The organism is Capnocytophaga sp. H4358 (genome assembly GCF_002302515.1).
GTDB lineage: Bacteria > Bacteroidota > Bacteroidia > Flavobacteriales > Flavobacteriaceae > Capnocytophaga > Capnocytophaga canis.
In genome coordinates this window covers 1,794,678-1,812,584 of the sequence record NZ_CP022380.1, presented here as the reverse complement: position 1 = coordinate 1,812,584, position 17,907 = coordinate 1,794,678, and the positions used below count along the sequence as shown (strand labels likewise).

Below are 17,907 nucleotides of genomic sequence, written 5' to 3'. Positions count from 1 at the left end.
ATGGGGCGTATTTTTCTTGCAATATTGGTTGTTGTATTGGGGTTCAGTGCCTGTGGCAGAGGTAAAAAACCTGTCAAAGGCGATGTGCTTCTATTCCCTGAAAACACTCAGGTTATCTATCGAATCAACGACAAGAACAACTTTTTGAGCGCCATCGAAAACAATGAATTTTGGAAAGAAAACAATCCCAAACCATTACGAACTTATGAAACAAAACTAATACAAAGCCTCCCTGCTGACAATAATATTTGGGTTGCTTTTACTGGCTACAAGAATTTTTTCGCAATCGCTAAACAAGAAACTTCTGATACGCTCAGCATCTGGAAAAATGCAAATCAACATGTTCAAAAACAATCACAATTTGGCAAAGAATGGTTCTATACGATAATTGACAATAGACTGATTGTTAGCAATGTTTTTGAAATACACTCCTTCTTTAACACAGATAAAACCAACCCTACTAACAAAACTGAAAGTCAAAGCATTTTAGAAGATTTACAAAGAATCGCTACAACGGCATGTAGTGCAAATCTTTTTATGCAAAATGAACAGGCTAACCAGTTTTTCAGTCCATTTTTTAAGAAAAATATTACCAAAGAATTTGACCATTGGCTGGCGTTGGACTTATTTTTGGAAGAAAACGATATACGTTTCAGCGGAATGGCTATTGTTAAAGACGATTATCAGAACGATGTACTGATACGTTCCTCTCCTTACGAAAATGATTTGACAAAGGTGTTTCCTGCCCAAATTTTGGAAGCTACCTCTTTTTCGTTCAAAGAAGCCGAAAACATCGTCTTGCGAGATTCAATCCACGTGCCTTTCAAAAAAAAACTCAATGGCATAGCTTCTGTGCGTACTATTGATGGATTATTTGTGGTCGCATCGTCCTTTGATGTGGATGAAACCTTATTGCAACTTCCTATTTTAACGGAAGTCACTCAGAGTGATTTTGCCATGTATGAACTTACGGACGATTCCTCCTTGGATTTCTTCAAATCATTTGAACCAAACTTCAAACCTCGATTTGTGAGCGTGTATGATGACTATCTGCTATTCTCAAAATCCAAAGAATTGCTCATCGCAGTTATGGGGGATATCGACCGAAAAAACACACTTTCAACGAACAAATCCTATGAAGTTCTAGAAAAGAACACGGCTTCAACTGCTAACTTAACTTATATCGCTAACCTACGCGATAACAGTGAATTCAATAAAAAATACCCAAAAATTGCTGAAAACTATCGGTGGGCGGTCTTTCAACAAACATCTCAAAATGACTATTGCATACTAAATTTCGCTAGCAAAAAACAAACTCAAAAATCGCTCTCCGAAAAAATCAAAGAACGTTTTCAATTTTCTTTTGACGAAAACATGATTACCCCACCAACGATTTTACTAAATCACAGAACAAAACGTTTAGAAATTGCGGTACAAGATCAGAACTACGACCTTCATTTAATCGGCAATAACGGAAGTTTGTTATGGAAAAAACAATTGGACGGAAAAATCCAAAGCCCCATCTATCAAGTTGATTTGTTCAAAAACGGATTCCTACAGATGGCATTCACCACTGAACATTCCATTTGGGTAGTGGACAGAAATGGCAATAACGTAGCCCCATTTCCCAAAAAGTACAAAGGAAAGATCACCCCAATGGAAGTATTTGACTACGACCGAAATAGGGAATATCGTTTTCTTTTTGCTGAAGGAAAAAATCTGCATATGCTCGACAAAAAAGGTGAGGTAGTAAGCGGATTTCTACGCAAAACCACCAACGCTACTCCACTATTCACACCAAAACACTATCGAGCCAACGATAAAGATTTTTTGGTATACCTGTCTGACGACGGGAAATGCAACATTTTGCATCGGAACGGAGAAATTCGCATTCCGATTCAAGGAAAATATAACTTTTCAAACAATCCTCCGCTGTTTTTCGATAATCGTTTCTTATTTTCAACCCAACGCGGTGAACTGATACGCATCGACCTTAACGGAAACATCATTGTGAACGACCGCGAATGGGTTCGAGAACACTATTTAATTGGAAATCAACACACAACGTCTTTTCTTTCTGGAAATACAATTTCTATAGGAACCACGCGAATTGACATTCCTGATGGACGATATGAACGTCAACGATTATTCCGCATTCGAGGCGTGAACTACGTTTCTGTTACGGATTCTTATCAAAAGAAAGTATACCTTTGGAACGAAAAAGGAGAGTTGATACAGGATTTTCCCCTAATAGGAAATACCCCTATTGCTATTGATGTGGATTTGGATAAATCGATTTGGATTGTCGTTGGAAAAACCAACAAGCAATTGCACGTCTATGAAGTCCGAGATTTAAAATAAATGTAAAAATAAAAACATATGTATCGAATTTTAGCCATTGATTATGGAGTCAAACGTTGTGGCATTGCCGTTACCGACCCTATGCAAATCATAGCCTCAGGATTGACAACCGTTGCTACAAATGAGCTTTTACAATTCTTAAAAAAATACGTAAACGAAGAAAATGTAAGAGAAATAATTGTAGGTAAACCGAAACGGATGAATAACGAAGATTCTGATATTGAAGCTCTTATTCTAAATTTCATAAAAAATTTAACCACGGAATTCCCTGAACTGACTGTTCTCCGTGAAGACGAACGCTTCACCTCGAAGATGGCTTTCCAAACGATGATTGACAGTGGTATGAAAAAAAAACAACGTCAAAATAAGGAACTTATTGATGAAATCAGTGCTACCATTATCTTACAAAGCTACCTAAACAGAAGAGGATAAAACAAAATCAACTATTTAGGATAATAAACATAATGTTTTACCACAGGTTTGGATAAAGCTTCCAAATTCAATTGGTCAGAAGCTTTAATTACGTCAGTAATCTTTCCTTTCTTGGTTAGTATTTGTATCCTTTGGCGTTCCGAATTGTATGCAGTATTACTAACTACTCCTGAGAAAACAAAAAAATCAGCCTCCTCTTTTGAGATATTATAGTGTTGCATTACCTTTTGACGTTGACTCTCCAATTTTTCAGTTTCAAAGGGATAATTTTGCATTTTCACCTTTGGTAAATCCCTATATAAAAGCATTCTACTTAATTTAGACAATACAAAATCTGAATGAAATTGCCATTGTTTCATCGCGGCAATAATGTCTGTATCATCCAGCATAGCAAAGGTATCTAAAATTTCTTTAGAAAAATAATCTTTGCTAACTCTACATTCTATAAAATATTTGAGCGGAGAGGACATGGACACGGATTCACCACGTTGTATAAGCTGTTTGACACGCTGCAACACCTTGATTAGCAACTGTTCTGCCACAACACTCGTTTTATGCAAATAAACCTGCCAGTACATCAACCGTCGAGCTACCAAAAATTTCTCTACCGAATAAATCCCTTTTTCTTCAACCATCACTTCATCATTCCGTACATTAAGCATTGAGATGATACGCTCAGGATTGATGTTTCCTTCAGCAACTCCGGTGTAAAAACTATCGCGTTTCAAATAGTCCAATCTATCCATATCAAGCTGACTTGCAACAAGTTGATTCATAAACTTACGCGAGTACGTCCCTTGAAAAATTTCAATTGCAAGATCTAATTTTCCTTTAAACTCTCGATTTAATTCTTGCATAAAGAGCAAAGAAATTTCCTCATGTGAAATATTTTCAACAATACTGTGTTCCATGGCATGCGAAAAAGGGCCATGTCCAATGTCATGAAGTAAAATGGCTGCATACAATCCTTGTGCTTCTTTATCAGAAATCTCAACACCTTTATAGCGAAGAGTTTCCACGACTTTTTGCATCAAATGCATACACCCCAAAGCATGTTGAAAACGGGTATGTCTTGCTCCTGGATATACCAAATAAGACAACCCCATTTGTGTAATTCGACGCAACCGTTGGAAATAAGGATGTTCCATCAAATCAAATATAAAAGCATCCGGTATGTGAATAAATCCGTGAACGGGGTCGTTGACAATTTTTAGCTTGTTTCTTTTCACCTATTGAGTTTAAAAGGCAAATATAATGATTTTCAGTGATATTTTAAAAACTCCATACAATAACAACATGAACATATGCAAACCCTTGATATCAATGCTGTGATTTTTTCGTCAAAATAAATCAAGAAATGTGCAAAATTGGGAGTTTATATCAATTAACCAAAATACTGAATATCAAATACATACAAATATAAATTCAATTAATTCATTGAAAAATTGTTTTTTTAAGCATTCTGTATTAACTTTGTACCCACAGAATACGTTGAATGTCTGCAACAGAAAATATATATGATTTGGCTCGATTGCTCGAAGAAAAAGCAATGCAGTTGAAACGTAAGATAGAAGATTTAACATCTGAAAATCAACGATTAAAAGAGCAAACAATCTCTTTGCGCAATGAAAAAGAGATTTTAACAAAAGAAATTATTCTTTGGAAAGAAAAATACGAAGCCATAAAAGTTGCAAACGGTATTCTCGGCAGTAAGGAAGAAAAAACAAAAGCAAAACAACAGATAAACGCTTTAATCAGAGAGATTGACGCTTGTATTGTTCAACTTTCAAAATAGACCCAAACAAAAATGGATGAAATTTTGAAAATTAAAGTTTCAATTGGTGATAGGGTCTATCCGATGAACATCGAACCTCATCAAGAAGAAGGATATCGCAAGGCAGCTAAAGAAATCAACGAGTTGATTCAAAAATTCGAATCAACATATGAGTTGAAAGACAAACAAGATGCTTTGGCGTTGTGTGCCATTGTTTTAGCAACAAATATTGAACAAAAAAAACTCGACGAGAGTCAAATAGATTCTACGGTTAAAGATAAATTGACTTCCATCAACGAATTGATGGATGCCATGCTTTGATTCATATGTTCTTACAAATAGAAAGGAATTACTGCCTACATTGATCATGATTTTTTGGTAAACTCAACATTAAACAAAATAAAAAAGGTAAGTGGAGTTGTTAAAGTGTGCCGTCATCGAACGGATTCTTGACCAGCTCAGTAGCCTTAAACCTGTTCGCGGAGTTTACGCAAAACTCTCAAATCAATGTAGGTTTTTTTATACATAATTTTTTAAAACAAGCAAATGGAAACAGTAATATTAGGAATTGTGGTCGCAGGAATCGTAGGGATTGCCTTAGGATTTGCCATCGCAAAGGTATTGGAGAAAAAAAACGCTTCAAAAATTATCTCAGAAGCTAAAACAGAAGCAAATACTATTTTAAAAGAAGCTAAGAGCGAGGGTGAAAACATCAAAAAAGACAAAATCCTACAAGCAAAAGAAAAATTCCTAGAACTCAAAAGCGAACATGAAAAAGTCATTGCCAGTAAAGACAAAAAAATGGCAGAGGCTGAAAAACGTATCCGTGACAAAGAATCGCAGGTTTCAAACGAATTAGCTCAAAACAAACGACTTAAGGACGAATTGGAAGAGAAAAACAAAGAAGCCGAACATCGTCTACAATCACTTAACAAAAAACAAGAAGAAATTGAACGTCTACACAAAAGTCAAGTAAAACAATTAGAGGTTATTTCGGGACTTTCTGCTGAGGAGGCAAAAACTCAATTGACAGATTCATTACGAAGTGAGGCTCAGGCTGATGCGATGGCATATATCCAAAGTACTATCGAGGAGGCAAAGTTAACTGCCCGTCAAGAAGCTAAAAAAATCGTCATCAACACCATTCAACGCATTGGAACTGAAGAAGCTATCGACAACTGTGTGTCGGTTTTTAACTTAGAATCGGACGATGTAAAGGGTCGTATAATCGGACGTGAAGGGAGAAACATTCGTGCTTTGGAAGCCGCCACTGGTGTAGAAATCATCGTGGACGACACTCCTGAAGCCATCATCCTATCTTGCTTCGACGCTGTACGAAGAGAAATCGCACGATTGTCACTACATAAATTAGTTACGGACGGACGCATTCACCCTGCTCGTATTGAAGAAGTTGTAGAAAAAACTACCAAACAGATTGAAGAAGAAATTATCGATATTGGTAAACGAACCATAATTGATTTGGGAATTCACGGTTTACATCCAGAGTTAGTAAAATGTGTAGGAAGAATGAAGTATCGTTCTTCTTATGGGCAAAACCTTTTACAACACTCTCGTGAGGTAGCAAAGCTATGTGGTGTAATGGCTGCCGAATTAGGACTAAATGTAAAGTTAGCAAAACGTGCAGGATTACTACACGATATAGGGAAGGTTCCTCAAGTAGAAACCGAGGTTCCTCACGCCATCTTAGGAATGGAATGGGCAGAAAAATACGGCGAAAAACCTGAAGTTTGCAACGCTATTGGGGCTCACCATGACGAAATTGAAATGACTTCCCTATTATCCCCTATCGTTCAGGTGTGTGATGCTATAAGTGGTGCTAGACCAGGGGCTCGTCGTCAGGTATTAGATTCTTACATTCAGCGCTTAAAAGACTTGGAGGATGCAGCGTTCTCTTTCAATGGCGTGAAAAAAGCATATGCTATTCAAGCAGGACGGGAGTTGCGTGTGATTGTAGAAAGTGAAAAAGTGAGTGATGATAAAGCTGCAGAATTATCGTTCAACTTATCTCAGAAAATTCAAACAGACATGACCTATCCGGGACAAGTAAAAATCACCGTTATTCGTGAAACTAGAGCTGTGAACATAGCTAAATAGGAATTGTTGAACGTAATGTTATAAACATATTTACCCGATTGGAGAAACCAATCTAAAAGTATACAGCCCCAAAAGTTAAATATTTTTGGGGCTGTACATTTTAAAAAAGACACTATCCCTCTAAGTGTGTAAGTTAAAAAGTTGGGGTTAAGTTTTTATAGTTTGAGTCTTTGTGCAAATATAAGCATAAATTGGTTCAAGACAATCCCCCAATTTTGGATAGGCATACTCCACTTTTTGGTAGCTTCTCTCAAAGCCAAGAAAACGGACTTTTGCACAGCTTCGTCTGTTGGGAAAGACAGCTTGTTTTTGGTGTATTTCCGAATCTTACCATTCAGATTCTCAATAAGATTGGTTGTGTAAATAATTTTTCTTATCTCTAACGGAAAATCGAAAAATACGGTCAATTCGTCCCAATTGTCATACCAAGATTTGATAGCATAGCCGTATTTTGACTCCCATTTTTGGGCAAAATCTTCCAAAGCAACCTTGGCAGCTTCCTTGTTAGGGGCAGTATAGATGTGTTTCATATCGGCTGTAAATTCTTTTCTGTCTTTGTAAACCACATACTTACAAGCATTCCTAATCTGATGAACCACACATATTTGCGTTTGTGATTGGGGAAAAACCGTGCGAATGGTTTGCGTAAATCCGTTTAAATTATCGGTGGCAGTAATGAGAATATCTTCCACTCCACGAGCCTTTAAATCAGTGAGAACGCTCATCCAAAAGGCGGAACTTTCATTCTTTCCGAGCCACATTCCTAAAACTTCCTTTTTTCCCTCTCGATTCAAGCCCACAGCAAGGTAAATGGTTTTGTTGACAACTTTTGAGTTCTCACGAACTTTAAAAACGATGCCGTCCATCCAAACAATCAGATACAGCTCGTCCAACGGGCGGTTCTGCCAAGCGACCATTTCATTGGTAACCGCATTGGTAATCCTTGATATTGTGGAAGTTGATACTTCAAAGCCGTACATTTCTTGGATTTGTTCTTCGATGTCGCTCACGCTCATTCCTTTGGCATAGAACGATACGATGATGTTTTCCAAACCATCGATAACGTTCTTGCGTTTAGGGACTAACATTGGGTTAAAACTACCGTCTCTATCCCTAGGAACTTGGATTTGTTCTTCGCCAAAGGAAGTTTTTATCTTCTTGGAAGTGTGTCCGTTACGATAATTTCCATCTTTAGTTTTGTCGTGTTTTTCGTTGTCCAAGTGAACGTCGAGTTCGGCATTGAGCATATGTTCCACCGCTTTTTTGTGGAGCTCTTTAAAGAAACCTGTCAAGTCCTCAGCAGTCTTAAATGACTTGTAAAATTCTTTGCTGTTGAGCAATTCTTCCTTGTTAATCATATCTGTTTAAATTATGGGTCAAAAATAGTTAAAAAGTTATTTCCGAAATTTTTTTTGAGCTTTTAAGGGCTCAAAAAATTTCAGAATAACTTTTCAACTTACACAGATTATGGGATACTCCTTTAAAAAATGAAAACGTATTGATGGTACTTCCTCATTTATTTTTAAGGTAGCTTTTTCAGTATTTCAAAACACTATAAACCTCGTGATTTCCTAATTTTTGAACACCTTTCAAGAACGTAAGTTCAATGAGGAAATTCAACTGGACAATATTTCCTCCGAGAGTTTCAACGAGTTTTACTGCTGCTTCGGCAGTACCTCCTGTGGCGAGTACGTCATCATGAATTAGAACGTTCTCTCCTTTTTTAATTGAATCTGAATGGATTTCGAGTTGATCCTGACCATACTCTAAATCATAGGTCTGTGCAATAGTTTCGAACGGGAGTTTGCCCGGTTTTCGTACTGGAACAAATCCTGCTCCTAAACGTTGAGCTAAGAGCGTTCCGAAGAAAAATCCACGACTTTCCATTCCGATTACTTTATCAATTTTCTTTCCATCAAGACGCTTCAAAAATAAGTCTAAAACCTGTTTGGTTGCTTGGACATCAGCCAACAGAGGTGTAATATCTTTAAATACGACACCTGGTTTTGGAAAATCGTAAATATCTCTTATTTTACTTTCTAAATACGTAATTTCATCCATCTTTCTTCATTAAAAAGTTTCACGTCCTGAGAAATGAAAGCTACTTTCAATAGCTGCGTTTTCATCACTATCTGATCCATGAATAGCATTTTCAGAAATAGACTTGGCAAATCGCTTACGAATAGTCCCTTCAGCAGCATTTTCGGGATTGGTAGCTCCGATAAGTTTTCGGAAGTCTTCCACAGCGTTATCTTTTTCTAAAATTGCTGCTACGATAGGGCCTCTCGACATAAATACTACCAAATCTTGAAAGAATGGACGCTCTTTATGAATTGCATAAAATAGCTCTGCATCTCGACGAGACAATTGTGTGAATTTCATTGCTTTGATTTTGAATCCCGCTTCTGTAATCTGATTTAAAATTGCTCCAATGTGTCCATTCTCTACAGCATCGGGCTTAATCATTGTAAATGTTCTGTTTGTAGGCATAACTAATTATATTTTAATATTTTAAAAACTATTTGTAAATCAGCAATATAGCATATTTACACACACTTTTTTATTTTCTTGTTCCACAAATATACACATTTTTTTTCTAAAAAAACTTGTTTAGTGCACAAAAGTATGTATATTTGCACCGGCAAGTCCTACACGACCAGCTCCTACAAAATCCTCCAGGGTGGGAACACAGCAAAGGTATGTGGTTGTAGCGGTGCGATGTAGGTAGCTTGCCATTTTTTATTGACTCAAAGTCCCCTTTCTTTTTGGATTTGCTCATAAGCTTGTTGCACCTGCTTAAACTTTTCCTCAGCTCCTTTTCTGATAGCTTCGTCTTGTGTAATCACCTTGTCTGGGTGATATTTTTTTGCCATTTCACGATAAGCCTTTTTCACCTCAGCATCAGTAGCATTTCGATTGATTTCAAGAATGGTATACGCATCACGAATACTTTCTTTCTGGCTGCGAACAAACATGGCTTTAATACTTTCAAAATCATGTTGTGAAATCGCAAAATATTGTGCAATCTCTTTAATCTGACGTTCTTCCGAGTCACTAACTACACCATCAGCTTTGGCAATTCCAAAAAGAAAATGTAGAATCTGCAAACGAGTTTCGTAGGGAGTACGAGCTCTTAGAAACATACTAACTCGCTGAGCAGATATTTCACGTCCTTTCACTAACTCGTTGAAGGTTCTGAAAACAGCATTAGCTCGATCTTTCCCATACATTTCAACAAAACGAAGCCTGACAAAATCGAGTTCTGATTGGCTGACCTGCCCATTAGCTTTAATAACTAATGAACATAAAGAAAGTAGGTTAACCTCAAAATCTGCTGGACTTACTGTTCGTTGTTGTCGATAATTTGATTGCGATCCATACTGCCCACTTCCGCCAGAGTTATTTGTAAAATTTTTCAACAAATACCCTAAAAAATATCCAATAATAGCCCCAGGCAATTTAAAAAGTAAGTATCCTAATAAAGAAAGTATCCACTGCATATCAATTATTACAAAAATATTAGTAAAAACAAAACTGCTCAAAAAATCAGTTTGACCCAATTTTTTGAACAGTCTCGTGCATTAAATAAAAAAACTGCTTATTTTTTAAATTTAGCATATTTGCTTTTAAACTTATCGATACGTCCTGCGGTGTCAATAAGTTTTGATTTTCCTGTATAGAAAGGGTGAGATGTTCTTGAAATCTCCAATTTCACTAATGGATACTCAGTTCCTTCAACTTCAATTGTTTCTTTAGTGTCGATAGTAGACTTCGTAATAAAGATTTCTTCATTTGACATATCTTTGAAAGCTACCAATCTGTAAGATTCTGGGTGTATTCCTTTTTTCATCGCAATGTATATTTTTTATCCACTTAATTTTTCAAAGGGCAAAGATAGGTATATTTATTTAATTAGCAATAGTTTCAGTTAAAAAATATTGAATTATTTTAGATTAACGTGTATTTTATCTCATTCAAAATGCCACATCAATATCATCAAACAATTTAAAATCAGTCCTTTGTTCTGAAATGATATTTTTGAAGACACTACTTCACAAAATAATTTAAACTGATAACCACTCCCAAATGCATACTCTCATGTGTGTTATTAAATTGAATAGCATCCTCAATCGAATTCAATTCAAATCCATAACTTGTTGAATATGAATTAAAATTCTCAAAAAAACCTTGTTGATAATCTTCCTGAAGTTGCTTTTGTGTTGATATAAGTAATTCCTTTAATTGCTGAACCTCTTCTTTTGTCGGCGTATGCCCATCGGGAGCCGTACCTTTTCGATAGGTTTCTATAAAACTCTCAGGCACTTTGGGTGTTAATCCACTAAGTTTATAGCACAATATTTGCTGAGTTGCAACGCAATGAGCTATATTCCATAAAACATTGTTATTGAATCCATTAGGAATTGTTGCTAAATCCTGCTCTGTCAAACTATCTAAATAGTTCAACAATTTAGCACGAGTAGCCTTATGCAGGTTGAATGTTTGTGATGTTAGTTTCATTTGGAATATTTTTTGATTTACAAAAGTACGGTTTTCTTACAAAAACAGGAAGGATTTATAGGAAAAACAAAATTGATTTAGCAAGTAAAACCACAAACGAGTTCGGCACAAATCACTGAATTAGGTTCTTGTGTTTTCCTTGAATTTTGTAACACGCTCGTTTGGCAGCGTTTTCTTCTGCTTTTTTCTTAGAAGTGGCTCTTGCTTTAGTCACAGAAAAACCTTCCACATAAATTTTTGACACAAAATACTTTGCTCCTGAGCGGTCTTCTTTATCTTCGTCTGTATCAAAGGAAAAAGTGAGTTTGTGTTTTTGACACCATTCAATGAGTAAACTTTTATGGCTAAGAATCTTATCTTCAAGGTTTTTAATATTTATGTAAGGTTTTATCAATTTCCTTTCAATAAATCTCATACACTCACCGTAACCTTTATCGAGATAGATTGCTCCTATAAGAGCTTCAAACAAATTTCCTGTTATATTGTTCCCTAATTGTTTTGGGGGCAATTTTGTGCGTAAAAAATCTAACAATCGCATTTCTTTACCTAATTCATTCAAATAGCGACGTTCTACGATTTTTGATCGCATTTTTGTCAAATACCCCTCATCTTGTTCAGGTGCATTCTTAAAAATATAGTCTGCGATAACTGCTCCCAAAATAGCATCACCCAAAAACTCCAAACGTTCATAGCTTTTCCGTTTGGTTTTATCATATTGATAAGACGGATGCGTAAAAGCTTCGCTATAAAAAGACAACGTCTTTGGAGGATAGCCTAACAGTGCTTCCATTTTGGCATAAAAAACCCCGTCTTTTTTCTTTTTAAAACGGGTAAAACTTAATATTTTTTTTAGATTTATCAAAATGACTATATTTTTTTGAACAAGACACAAGCGTTATGACCTCCAAAACCAAATGTATTACTCATAGCGACTTTGACATCTCTTTTTTGAGCTTTATTAAATGTAAAGTTGAGTTTAGGATCAATACTTTCATCTGCAGTTTCAAAGTTAATTGTCGGAGGAATTATTCCGTGTTTCACAGCTAAAATAGAAGCGATAGCCTCTACAGCTCCTGCAGCCCCCAATAAGTGCCCTGTCATTGATTTTGTTGAATTTAGATTGATGTTATATGCATGTTCTCCAAAAACATCTAACACAGCCTTTGATTCTGCAACATCTCCAAGAGGAGTTGAAGTACCATGCAGATTTATAGCATCCACTTCTTCTGGTTTCAGCCCAGCATCTCTCAAGCAGTTGAGCATAACGTTCTTAGCCCCTAAACCTTCTGGATGTGGAGCCGTCATGTGATTAGCATCTGCGGAAAGTCCTCCTCCTGCCAATTCACAATAGATGGTTGCCCCACGAGCGATAGCATGTTCATATTCTTCTAAAACGAGAGCTCCTGCACCTTCACCTAACACAAAACCATCTCGGGTTGCATCAAACGGACGAGAGGCTCTTGCATAATCATCATTACGTGTAGAAAGAGCGTGAAGAGCGTTAAACCCTCCGATTCCTGGTATAGTAACCGCAGCTTCCGAACCTCCAGAAACAATTACATCGGCATATCCCAAACGAATATAGTTCAAAGCGTCTATAATCGCATTAGCCGATGATGCACAAGCAGATACGGTAGCAAAATTAGGTCCTCTAAATCCATACTTGATAGAAATCATCCCAGGAGCAATGTCTACAATCATCTTAGGAATAAAGAAAGGATTAAAGCGTGGACTTCCATCTCCTTTTCCAAAGTTAAGCATCTCATCCTGAAACGTTTCCAGCCCTCCAATGCCTGAACCCCAGATAACTCCTACACGGTCTTTATCAATGGTTTCAAGATCAATTTTTGCATCTTTGATAGCCTCATCAGAAGCTACCATAGCGTATTGTGTAAATTTGTCTAATTTTCGTGCTTCTTTTCGGTCGATGAAGTCTTCCACCTTGAAGTTTTTTACCTCACAAGCAAATCTTGTTTTGAATTTTGAAGCGTCAAAATGCGTTATCATGCCAGCACCACTTGTACCCGCAATCAAATTCTCCCAATATTCTTGAGTGGTATTTCCTATTGGGGTCAAAGCTCCTAAGCCTGTTACTACAACACGTCTATTTCTCATACAATTAAACAAATTTAGTTCATTAATAAAAAAAACAGTAAGCCATAAGACTAATACGCTGACTCTAAACTGATTCAGTTATTGGCTTACTGCTTACTGCTCATAGCTCACAACTTAAATTATTGTTTAGCCTCTTCAATATATTTGATAGCTTGACCAACTGTTGCGATGTTTTCTGCTTGGTCATCTGGAATTTGAATATCGAATTCTTTTTCGAATTCCATAATCAACTCCACTGTGTCCAATGAATCAGCTCCTAAATCGTTTGTGAAGCTCGCTTCCGTTACTACTTCGTTCTCGTCTACACCTAACTTATCAACGATAATGGCTTTTACTCTTGATGCAATGTCTGACATAATCTTTATATTTTTAAAATTAAATACCGATGGCAAAAGTAATAAACTTTTTTTAAAAACACTACTTTTATTGGTTAAATATCGATGTTTTTTGTTTTTTTAAATCATAACTCATTGTTAAACAGCATCTACACCTCACCTTTTAACAAAATGACTGTTAGACTTTTATTCCGGCTTAGTGATACTGAACCTCTCTGATAACCATATAACGAGCTATACCGTCCACATATTCGACGCGTTCTATCCAATTCCCTCTTTTGTCATAAGTATAAACATAGGCTACTTCGTCCAACATCAAACCTAACCTATCGTATTTAGTTTGTGTGGTAATATTTCCTGAAGAGTCATACTCAAAGACAACCTTATAAATAAGTCTATCTCCTTGGTAAAGAATCGCCTCGACCATTCTACCTTCTGCGTCATAGGAATAGGTCTCACAGTTATCTGGCTTTGATGAACGAGTACTAACATAACGACAGAGTTTTGAAACTCGCCCTGCATCATCGTACTCGTGTGTATATTTACCACATGTTGACTGTTCTGTTTGTACACAAACTTCTTCTATTTCTTGACCCTTATCGTTATTTTTATAAGCATACACTTCAAAAATAGCACCTTGAGAATTATACCCTCGGAATGCTATTTTATTTCCTTTTTGATCGTATAAATAAACGCTTCTTTTGGACATCTTACCATCTGAACCGTAGGTTTCGCGAGCCGTACGCTTCCTTGTATTACTATACCTATAAACCACCTTGTGATTCAACTTACCTTCTTTATCGTAATACAACGCATCCGTTTTGTACCCTTCTCTATCAAAATTGGTTACAACGTCCCCACGCCAATAATCTGCTTTTTTTCCTTTGTAAATAGTTCCAAAACTATCAACGGCCATGTGCGATGTAACTCGCAATGACCTGACGTTTCCAACTAAACCGATTTCCTTCAACTGACTGGTAGGTTTTCGGGGCGGCACCATCTGTGCAAATGTAAAATCACAGAAAAAACTAAATACAATAAATATGATAACTGCAAATTTTTTCATCTCTTTTTGTTTCTAAAAATTAATCTAAACGTACTGAATCTCATACAAAATTACATAAAACGATTCGTTCAGTAAAATTTTTCTGAATTATTTAACAAAAAAAATGTGATTTCCTTGAAAAAACACCTTTTTCCTTGTTTTCTATAAACCTTTCGTATCTTTTAAAAAATCCAAAAAAACACATCTTAATACTATAAATCAATGAGTTAAATAACACTCTCTAAAAAAACAAATGCTACGCAAGTAAAATTCACGTAGCTTTATATTCTTTAGAATGTTATAATGAAATGCAAAACTTGAATAGAACTTAAAGATGTAATGATTTGTTTAGAAATGATGATAATGCTGAGTAGCAAAAATCAAAAATATCCTCAATAGTATGTGATTTTTCTTTCTGTTAATACCTGCGACATACCGTAGATTTCTTCAATGCGTTCAATCCAATTACCTTGGTTATCATACTTGTACGTAAATTTTTTTTGTCCATACAATTGCCCTCCATTTCCATAGTAATTCTCTTCAATTACATTATTTTTTTCATCATAGACATATTTCAAAACCACTTTTTTACCTTCCTTATCCTCAATGTAACGTTCTGATAGATTTGATTTTGAATCATATATAAATTCGGATTTCATCAAAAAGTTCTCTTTTGAGTCGAGTAACAATTCATTTATCTTAAGCCCTTTTTCATCGTAACAAGCGATTTGTTTTCCTGTAAAAACACCATTAGCATCGTATCCATTTACATCTTCTTTTTGAGTTTTGGAATTGTAGGTATGTTTCATAATCTCTTGCACTTGTTTCTTTTGATTGAACACATCTACTTGTCGCAAAAGGTTGTTGCCCTCGTAAATGTACACCCAACTTCCTATGATTTTTTCATCGGTTGAGAATTGTTCTCCGGAAACCTTGTATCCTTTGATGTTGTACGAAACCAGGGTGTTAAACCCTGTCATTGGACTACCTTTTTGCATCTTTCCGTTGTCATTAATATACTGATATGTAATGCTTTTTACAGATTTAACTTTCCCTTTTAAATTTTCTTTTTCCCAGTCGGTTATAGGAAACTGAGCATATCCCAATAGCGAAAATAGGAATAATAGAGTAACAATATTATATCTCATACCAAATTAATTACTAATTACTTTAATCGTTTCCTTAACTTCTTGTGCGATGCGACGTGCTTCAACCACATTTTCACTAATGATAGTTACGTGTCCCATTTTCCGAAATGGACGTGTTTCACGCTTTCCATAAATATGAGGCGTAACACCTTCCATTGCCATAATTTTTTCAATATTTTGGTAGACTACCTCTCCCGTATGCCCTTCGGCACCTACTAAATTCACCATAACTCCAGCGAGTTTGCTTTCCGTTTTCCCTAAAGGAAGGTTTAAAATAGCTCTCAAATGCTGCTCAAACTGACTTGTGTAGGCCGCTTCAATACTGTAATGTCCTGAATTGTGAGTTCGAGGAGCTACCTCGTTTACTAAAATATCATCTTCTTGTGTTTGAAACATCTCTACCGCCAACAAGCCAACAATTCCAAAGGCTTCAGCCGTTTTCAAGGCTACTTCACGAGCCTTTTGTGCCACAGTATCGGAAATACGTGCAGGACAAATGACATATTCCACCTGATTAGCTTCAGGATGAAATTCCATTTCAACCACAGGGTAAGTTCGCACCTCTCCCTGTAAATTCCGAGCCACAATCACAGCTAATTCATTTTTGAAAGGAATCATGGTCTCAGCAATACACTCTCCCTTAGGCAAACTTTCTAAATCGGTGACCGAACGGACTATCTTTACTCCGTTGCCGTCGTATCCAAATCGAGTACTTTTCCATACAAACGGAAACCTTATGTGAGAATCTTCAATGGCTTTTTTTAACTCTTCAATTGATGGAAAACGAAAAAAATCGGCTGTAGGGATATTATTTTGAGCATAAAATTGTTTTTGAAAACCTTTATTTTGAATAATCTTTAAACTCCTTGCTGAGGGGTAAACCTTAACTCCTTCTTCTTCCAATTTTTCGAGTGCCTCTACATTTACGTTTTCAATTTCGATGGTAAGTACATCTACCTGTTTCCCGAAATTGTAAACTGTATCAAAATCTAATAAGCTTCCTTGAAAAAAACGATTACACGCCAGACGACTTGGAGCGTCCGAACTGGGGTCTAACACAAAGGTTTTGATATCATATTTTCGTGTTTCTGTGAGCAACATTTTACCCAATTGCCCTCCTCCTAAAATTCCTAAGGTAAAATCTGATGAAAAGTAGTTTGCCATACTGATTATTTATCTGTGAATAAGTTTGTCTCTGCACTCTATACATCTTTTGTTAAGAAAGAAGAGTAAGTTATAATGAAGTATATATTTACCAAAAAGACTGTCTGAAAAGTTGACTTTGAGCAAATCAAACTCCATACAGCCTTTGATAATAGATATGAATATTTTTTTAAACCGTAATAAAGCTTCCAATAGCAGGTAAAAGCAATTCTTTTCCTTTAGCTTTGAAGCTACGTTTTGCTAACTCGTGATCAATTTTAATGAGATTGAACGTGTCGTAATTCACTCCCATAATGGTATTACATTTCACGAAATCAGAAGCCATGATAGCATCTTCCACATCCATAGTAAAATTACCTCCAATTGGAAGAATTGCCAAATCTAATTTGTATCGAACAGGAATAAGTTGCATATCAAAATGTAGAGCTGTATTTCCTGCAATGTAAATGGTTTTATCCATTGTTTTGATAATGAATCCACCTGCACAACCTCCTGCTTTCCCGTTTTGGAAAGTAGACGAATGCAAGGCAGGAACAAATTTTAGCACCCCAAAAGGAAAATTATTTCCCCCTCCCAAATTCAACGGATGACCATCGATACCTCGATCGTAAAAATATTCAACAATCTCAAAATTTGAAATTATTTTTGCGTTAGTACGTTTGGCAATCGCCTCAACATCGGTAGTATGATCTTGATGAGCACTGGTTATCAAAATATAATCGGCCTTGATACTATTGATATCAATATGCTTTGCTAAAGGATTCTCTGAAATAAAAGGATCTACTAACAAATAAGTCTCTCCAATTTTTATTCCAACGCATGAATGTCCGTAATATGTGATTTCCATTTTAAGTAATTATGAAATGTGTTTATAATTATAAATTAGTAAGTAAAAGAGTG

19 protein-coding genes and 2 other RNA genes are annotated in these 17,907 nt (G+C 36.1%); 7 read left to right on the top strand and 14 right to left on the bottom strand.

What is annotated here, in order from left to right; genetic code table 11:
* The gene (locus CGC49_RS07770; RefSeq protein ID WP_095912308.1) at nucleotides 1–2,361 is read left to right on the top strand and encodes a hypothetical protein; all 2,361 of its coding nucleotides are present in this window, start codon (nucleotides 1–3) and stop codon (nucleotides 2,359–2,361) included.
* Between the two features lie 18 nt (nucleotides 2,362–2,379).
* Nucleotides 2,380–2,793 (top strand): Holliday junction resolvase RuvX, encoded by a 414-nt coding sequence (gene ruvX, locus CGC49_RS07765; RefSeq protein ID WP_095912307.1) that lies wholly within the window; start codon nucleotides 2,380–2,382, stop codon nucleotides 2,791–2,793.
* An 11-nt stretch (nucleotides 2,794–2,804) separates the two neighbouring features.
* Here the strand turns inward: ruvX and CGC49_RS07760 are convergent, their stop codons facing one another.
* Nucleotides 2,805–4,022: an HD domain-containing protein gene (locus tag CGC49_RS07760; protein ID WP_232745169.1), complete on the bottom strand. Its 1,218-nt coding sequence runs from the start codon at nucleotides 4,020–4,022 to the stop codon at nucleotides 2,805–2,807.
* A gap of 266 nt (nucleotides 4,023–4,288) precedes the next feature.
* On the opposite strand from CGC49_RS07760, the gene CGC49_RS07755 reads away from it, so the two are divergent.
* The 4 genes from CGC49_RS07755 to rny all read left to right on the top strand — a co-directional run bounded on the left by CGC49_RS07755 (nucleotide 4,289) and on the right by rny (nucleotide 6,682).
* Nucleotides 4,289–4,588 (top strand): hypothetical protein, encoded by a 300-nt coding sequence (locus CGC49_RS07755; protein WP_042348056.1) that lies wholly within the window; start codon nucleotides 4,289–4,291, stop codon nucleotides 4,586–4,588.
* Between the two features lie 12 nt (nucleotides 4,589–4,600).
* Entirely contained in the window at nucleotides 4,601–4,888 is a 288-nt protein-coding gene (locus CGC49_RS07750) for a cell division protein ZapA (RefSeq protein ID WP_042006118.1), read from the top strand.
* Nucleotides 4,889–4,949: 61 nt separating this feature from the next.
* A non-coding RNA gene (gene ssrS / locus CGC49_RS07745) (6S RNA) lies at nucleotides 4,950–5,055 on the top strand.
* 58 nt (nucleotides 5,056–5,113) lie between these two features.
* Complete coding sequence (gene rny / locus CGC49_RS07740) at nucleotides 5,114–6,682, top strand: ribonuclease Y (RefSeq protein WP_095912306.1); 1,569 nt, start codon at nucleotides 5,114–5,116, stop codon at nucleotides 6,680–6,682.
* A 155-nt stretch (nucleotides 6,683–6,837) separates the two neighbouring features.
* Here the strand turns inward: rny and CGC49_RS07735 are convergent, their stop codons facing one another.
* The 3 genes from CGC49_RS07735 to CGC49_RS07725 form a co-directional block, all read right to left on the bottom strand.
* The gene (locus CGC49_RS07735) at nucleotides 6,838–8,040 is read right to left on the bottom strand and encodes an IS256 family transposase (protein WP_095893597.1); all 1,203 of its coding nucleotides are present in this window, start codon (nucleotides 8,038–8,040) and stop codon (nucleotides 6,838–6,840) included.
* 178 nt (nucleotides 8,041–8,218) lie between these two features.
* Nucleotides 8,219–8,743: an adenine phosphoribosyltransferase gene (locus tag CGC49_RS07730; RefSeq protein WP_042006123.1), complete on the bottom strand. Its 525-nt coding sequence runs from the start codon at nucleotides 8,741–8,743 to the stop codon at nucleotides 8,219–8,221.
* A gap of 9 nt (nucleotides 8,744–8,752) precedes the next feature.
* Nucleotides 8,753–9,172 (bottom strand): nucleoside-diphosphate kinase, encoded by a 420-nt coding sequence (locus CGC49_RS07725; protein WP_042006125.1) that lies wholly within the window; start codon nucleotides 9,170–9,172, stop codon nucleotides 8,753–8,755.
* Nucleotides 9,173–9,321: 149 nt separating this feature from the next.
* Here CGC49_RS07725 and ffs point away from each other — a divergent pair.
* Nucleotides 9,322–9,420, top strand: an RNA gene (ffs, locus tag CGC49_RS07720) — signal recognition particle sRNA small type.
* Between the two features lie 9 nt (nucleotides 9,421–9,429).
* Here the strand turns inward: ffs and CGC49_RS07715 are convergent.
* The 10 genes from CGC49_RS07715 to CGC49_RS07670 form a co-directional block, all read right to left on the bottom strand.
* Nucleotides 9,430–10,182 carry a TerB family tellurite resistance protein gene (locus CGC49_RS07715; RefSeq protein WP_095912732.1) on the bottom strand — a complete coding sequence of 251 codons (753 nt, stop codon included), beginning with the start codon at nucleotides 10,180–10,182 and terminating at the stop codon, nucleotides 9,430–9,432.
* 98 nt (nucleotides 10,183–10,280) lie between these two features.
* The gene (locus CGC49_RS07710; RefSeq protein ID WP_042006127.1) at nucleotides 10,281–10,532 is read right to left on the bottom strand and encodes a type B 50S ribosomal protein L31; all 252 of its coding nucleotides are present in this window, start codon (nucleotides 10,530–10,532) and stop codon (nucleotides 10,281–10,283) included.
* Between the two features lie 197 nt (nucleotides 10,533–10,729).
* Nucleotides 10,730–11,200, bottom strand: a complete 471-nt coding sequence (locus tag CGC49_RS07705; RefSeq protein ID WP_095912305.1) for a DinB family protein — start codon at nucleotides 11,198–11,200, stop codon at nucleotides 10,730–10,732.
* A 112-nt stretch (nucleotides 11,201–11,312) separates the two neighbouring features.
* Nucleotides 11,313–12,062, bottom strand: coding sequence for a ribonuclease III (gene rnc, locus CGC49_RS07700; RefSeq protein ID WP_042006144.1), 750 nt, complete (start codon nucleotides 12,060–12,062; stop codon nucleotides 11,313–11,315).
* A 5-nt stretch (nucleotides 12,063–12,067) separates the two neighbouring features.
* Complete coding sequence (fabF, locus tag CGC49_RS07695; RefSeq protein WP_095912304.1) at nucleotides 12,068–13,315, bottom strand: beta-ketoacyl-ACP synthase II; 1,248 nt, start codon at nucleotides 13,313–13,315, stop codon at nucleotides 12,068–12,070.
* Between the two features lie 119 nt (nucleotides 13,316–13,434).
* Nucleotides 13,435–13,671 carry an acyl carrier protein gene (locus tag CGC49_RS07690; RefSeq protein WP_042006133.1) on the bottom strand — a complete coding sequence of 79 codons (237 nt, stop codon included), beginning with the start codon at nucleotides 13,669–13,671 and terminating at the stop codon, nucleotides 13,435–13,437.
* A gap of 175 nt (nucleotides 13,672–13,846) precedes the next feature.
* Nucleotides 13,847–14,716, bottom strand: coding sequence for a sugar-binding protein (locus CGC49_RS07685; protein ID WP_095912303.1), 870 nt, complete (start codon nucleotides 14,714–14,716; stop codon nucleotides 13,847–13,849).
* A 371-nt stretch (nucleotides 14,717–15,087) separates the two neighbouring features.
* Entirely contained in the window at nucleotides 15,088–15,843 is a 756-nt protein-coding gene (locus CGC49_RS07680; protein WP_147362910.1) for a hypothetical protein, read from the bottom strand.
* A 6-nt stretch (nucleotides 15,844–15,849) separates the two neighbouring features.
* Nucleotides 15,850–17,007, bottom strand: a complete 1,158-nt coding sequence (locus CGC49_RS07675) for a 5-(carboxyamino)imidazole ribonucleotide synthase (protein WP_095912302.1) — start codon at nucleotides 17,005–17,007, stop codon at nucleotides 15,850–15,852.
* 169 nt (nucleotides 17,008–17,176) lie between these two features.
* Nucleotides 17,177–17,854 carry a metal-dependent hydrolase gene (locus CGC49_RS07670; RefSeq protein WP_042006138.1) on the bottom strand — a complete coding sequence of 226 codons (678 nt, stop codon included), beginning with the start codon at nucleotides 17,852–17,854 and terminating at the stop codon, nucleotides 17,177–17,179.
* Nucleotides 17,855–17,907 lie beyond the last annotated feature (53 nt).

Excerpts from the sequence above, each read along its gene's own strand:
- CGC49_RS07770 (WP_095912308.1), top strand. The coding sequence starts at position 1 with ATGGGGCGTATTTTTCTTGCAATATTGGTTGTTGTATTGGGGTTCAGT.
- ruvX (WP_095912307.1), top strand. The coding sequence starts at position 2,380 with ATGTATCGAATTTTAGCCATTGATTATGGAGTCAAACGTTGTGGCATT.
- CGC49_RS07755 (WP_042348056.1), top strand. The coding sequence starts at position 4,289 with ATGTCTGCAACAGAAAATATATATGATTTGGCTCGATTGCTCGAAGAA.
- CGC49_RS07750 (WP_042006118.1), top strand. The coding sequence starts at position 4,601 with ATGGATGAAATTTTGAAAATTAAAGTTTCAATTGGTGATAGGGTCTAT.
- rny (WP_095912306.1), top strand. The coding sequence starts at position 5,114 with ATGGAAACAGTAATATTAGGAATTGTGGTCGCAGGAATCGTAGGGATT.
- CGC49_RS07735 (WP_095893597.1), bottom strand. The coding sequence starts at position 8,040 with ATGATTAACAAGGAAGAATTGCTCAACAGCAAAGAATTTTACAAGTCA.
- CGC49_RS07730 (WP_042006123.1), bottom strand. The coding sequence starts at position 8,743 with ATGGATGAAATTACGTATTTAGAAAGTAAAATAAGAGATATTTACGAT.
- CGC49_RS07725 (WP_042006125.1), bottom strand. The coding sequence starts at position 9,172 with ATGCCTACAAACAGAACATTTACAATGATTAAGCCCGATGCTGTAGAG.
- CGC49_RS07715 (WP_095912732.1), bottom strand. The coding sequence starts at position 10,182 with ATGCAGTGGATACTTTCTTTATTAGGATACTTACTTTTTAAATTGCCT.
- CGC49_RS07710 (WP_042006127.1), bottom strand. The coding sequence starts at position 10,532 with ATGAAAAAAGGAATACACCCAGAATCTTACAGATTGGTAGCTTTCAAA.
- CGC49_RS07705 (WP_095912305.1), bottom strand. The coding sequence starts at position 11,200 with ATGAAACTAACATCACAAACATTCAACCTGCATAAGGCTACTCGTGCT.
- fabF (WP_095912304.1), bottom strand. The coding sequence starts at position 13,315 with ATGAGAAATAGACGTGTTGTAGTAACAGGCTTAGGAGCTTTGACCCCA.
- CGC49_RS07690 (WP_042006133.1), bottom strand. The coding sequence starts at position 13,671 with ATGTCAGACATTGCATCAAGAGTAAAAGCCATTATCGTTGATAAGTTA.
- CGC49_RS07685 (WP_095912303.1), bottom strand. The coding sequence starts at position 14,716 with ATGAAAAAATTTGCAGTTATCATATTTATTGTATTTAGTTTTTTCTGT.
- CGC49_RS07680 (WP_147362910.1), bottom strand. The coding sequence starts at position 15,843 with ATGAGATATAATATTGTTACTCTATTATTCCTATTTTCGCTATTGGGA.
- CGC49_RS07675 (WP_095912302.1), bottom strand. The coding sequence starts at position 17,007 with ATGGCAAACTACTTTTCATCAGATTTTACCTTAGGAATTTTAGGAGGA.
- CGC49_RS07670 (WP_042006138.1), bottom strand. The coding sequence starts at position 17,854 with ATGGAAATCACATATTACGGACATTCATGCGTTGGAATAAAAATTGGA.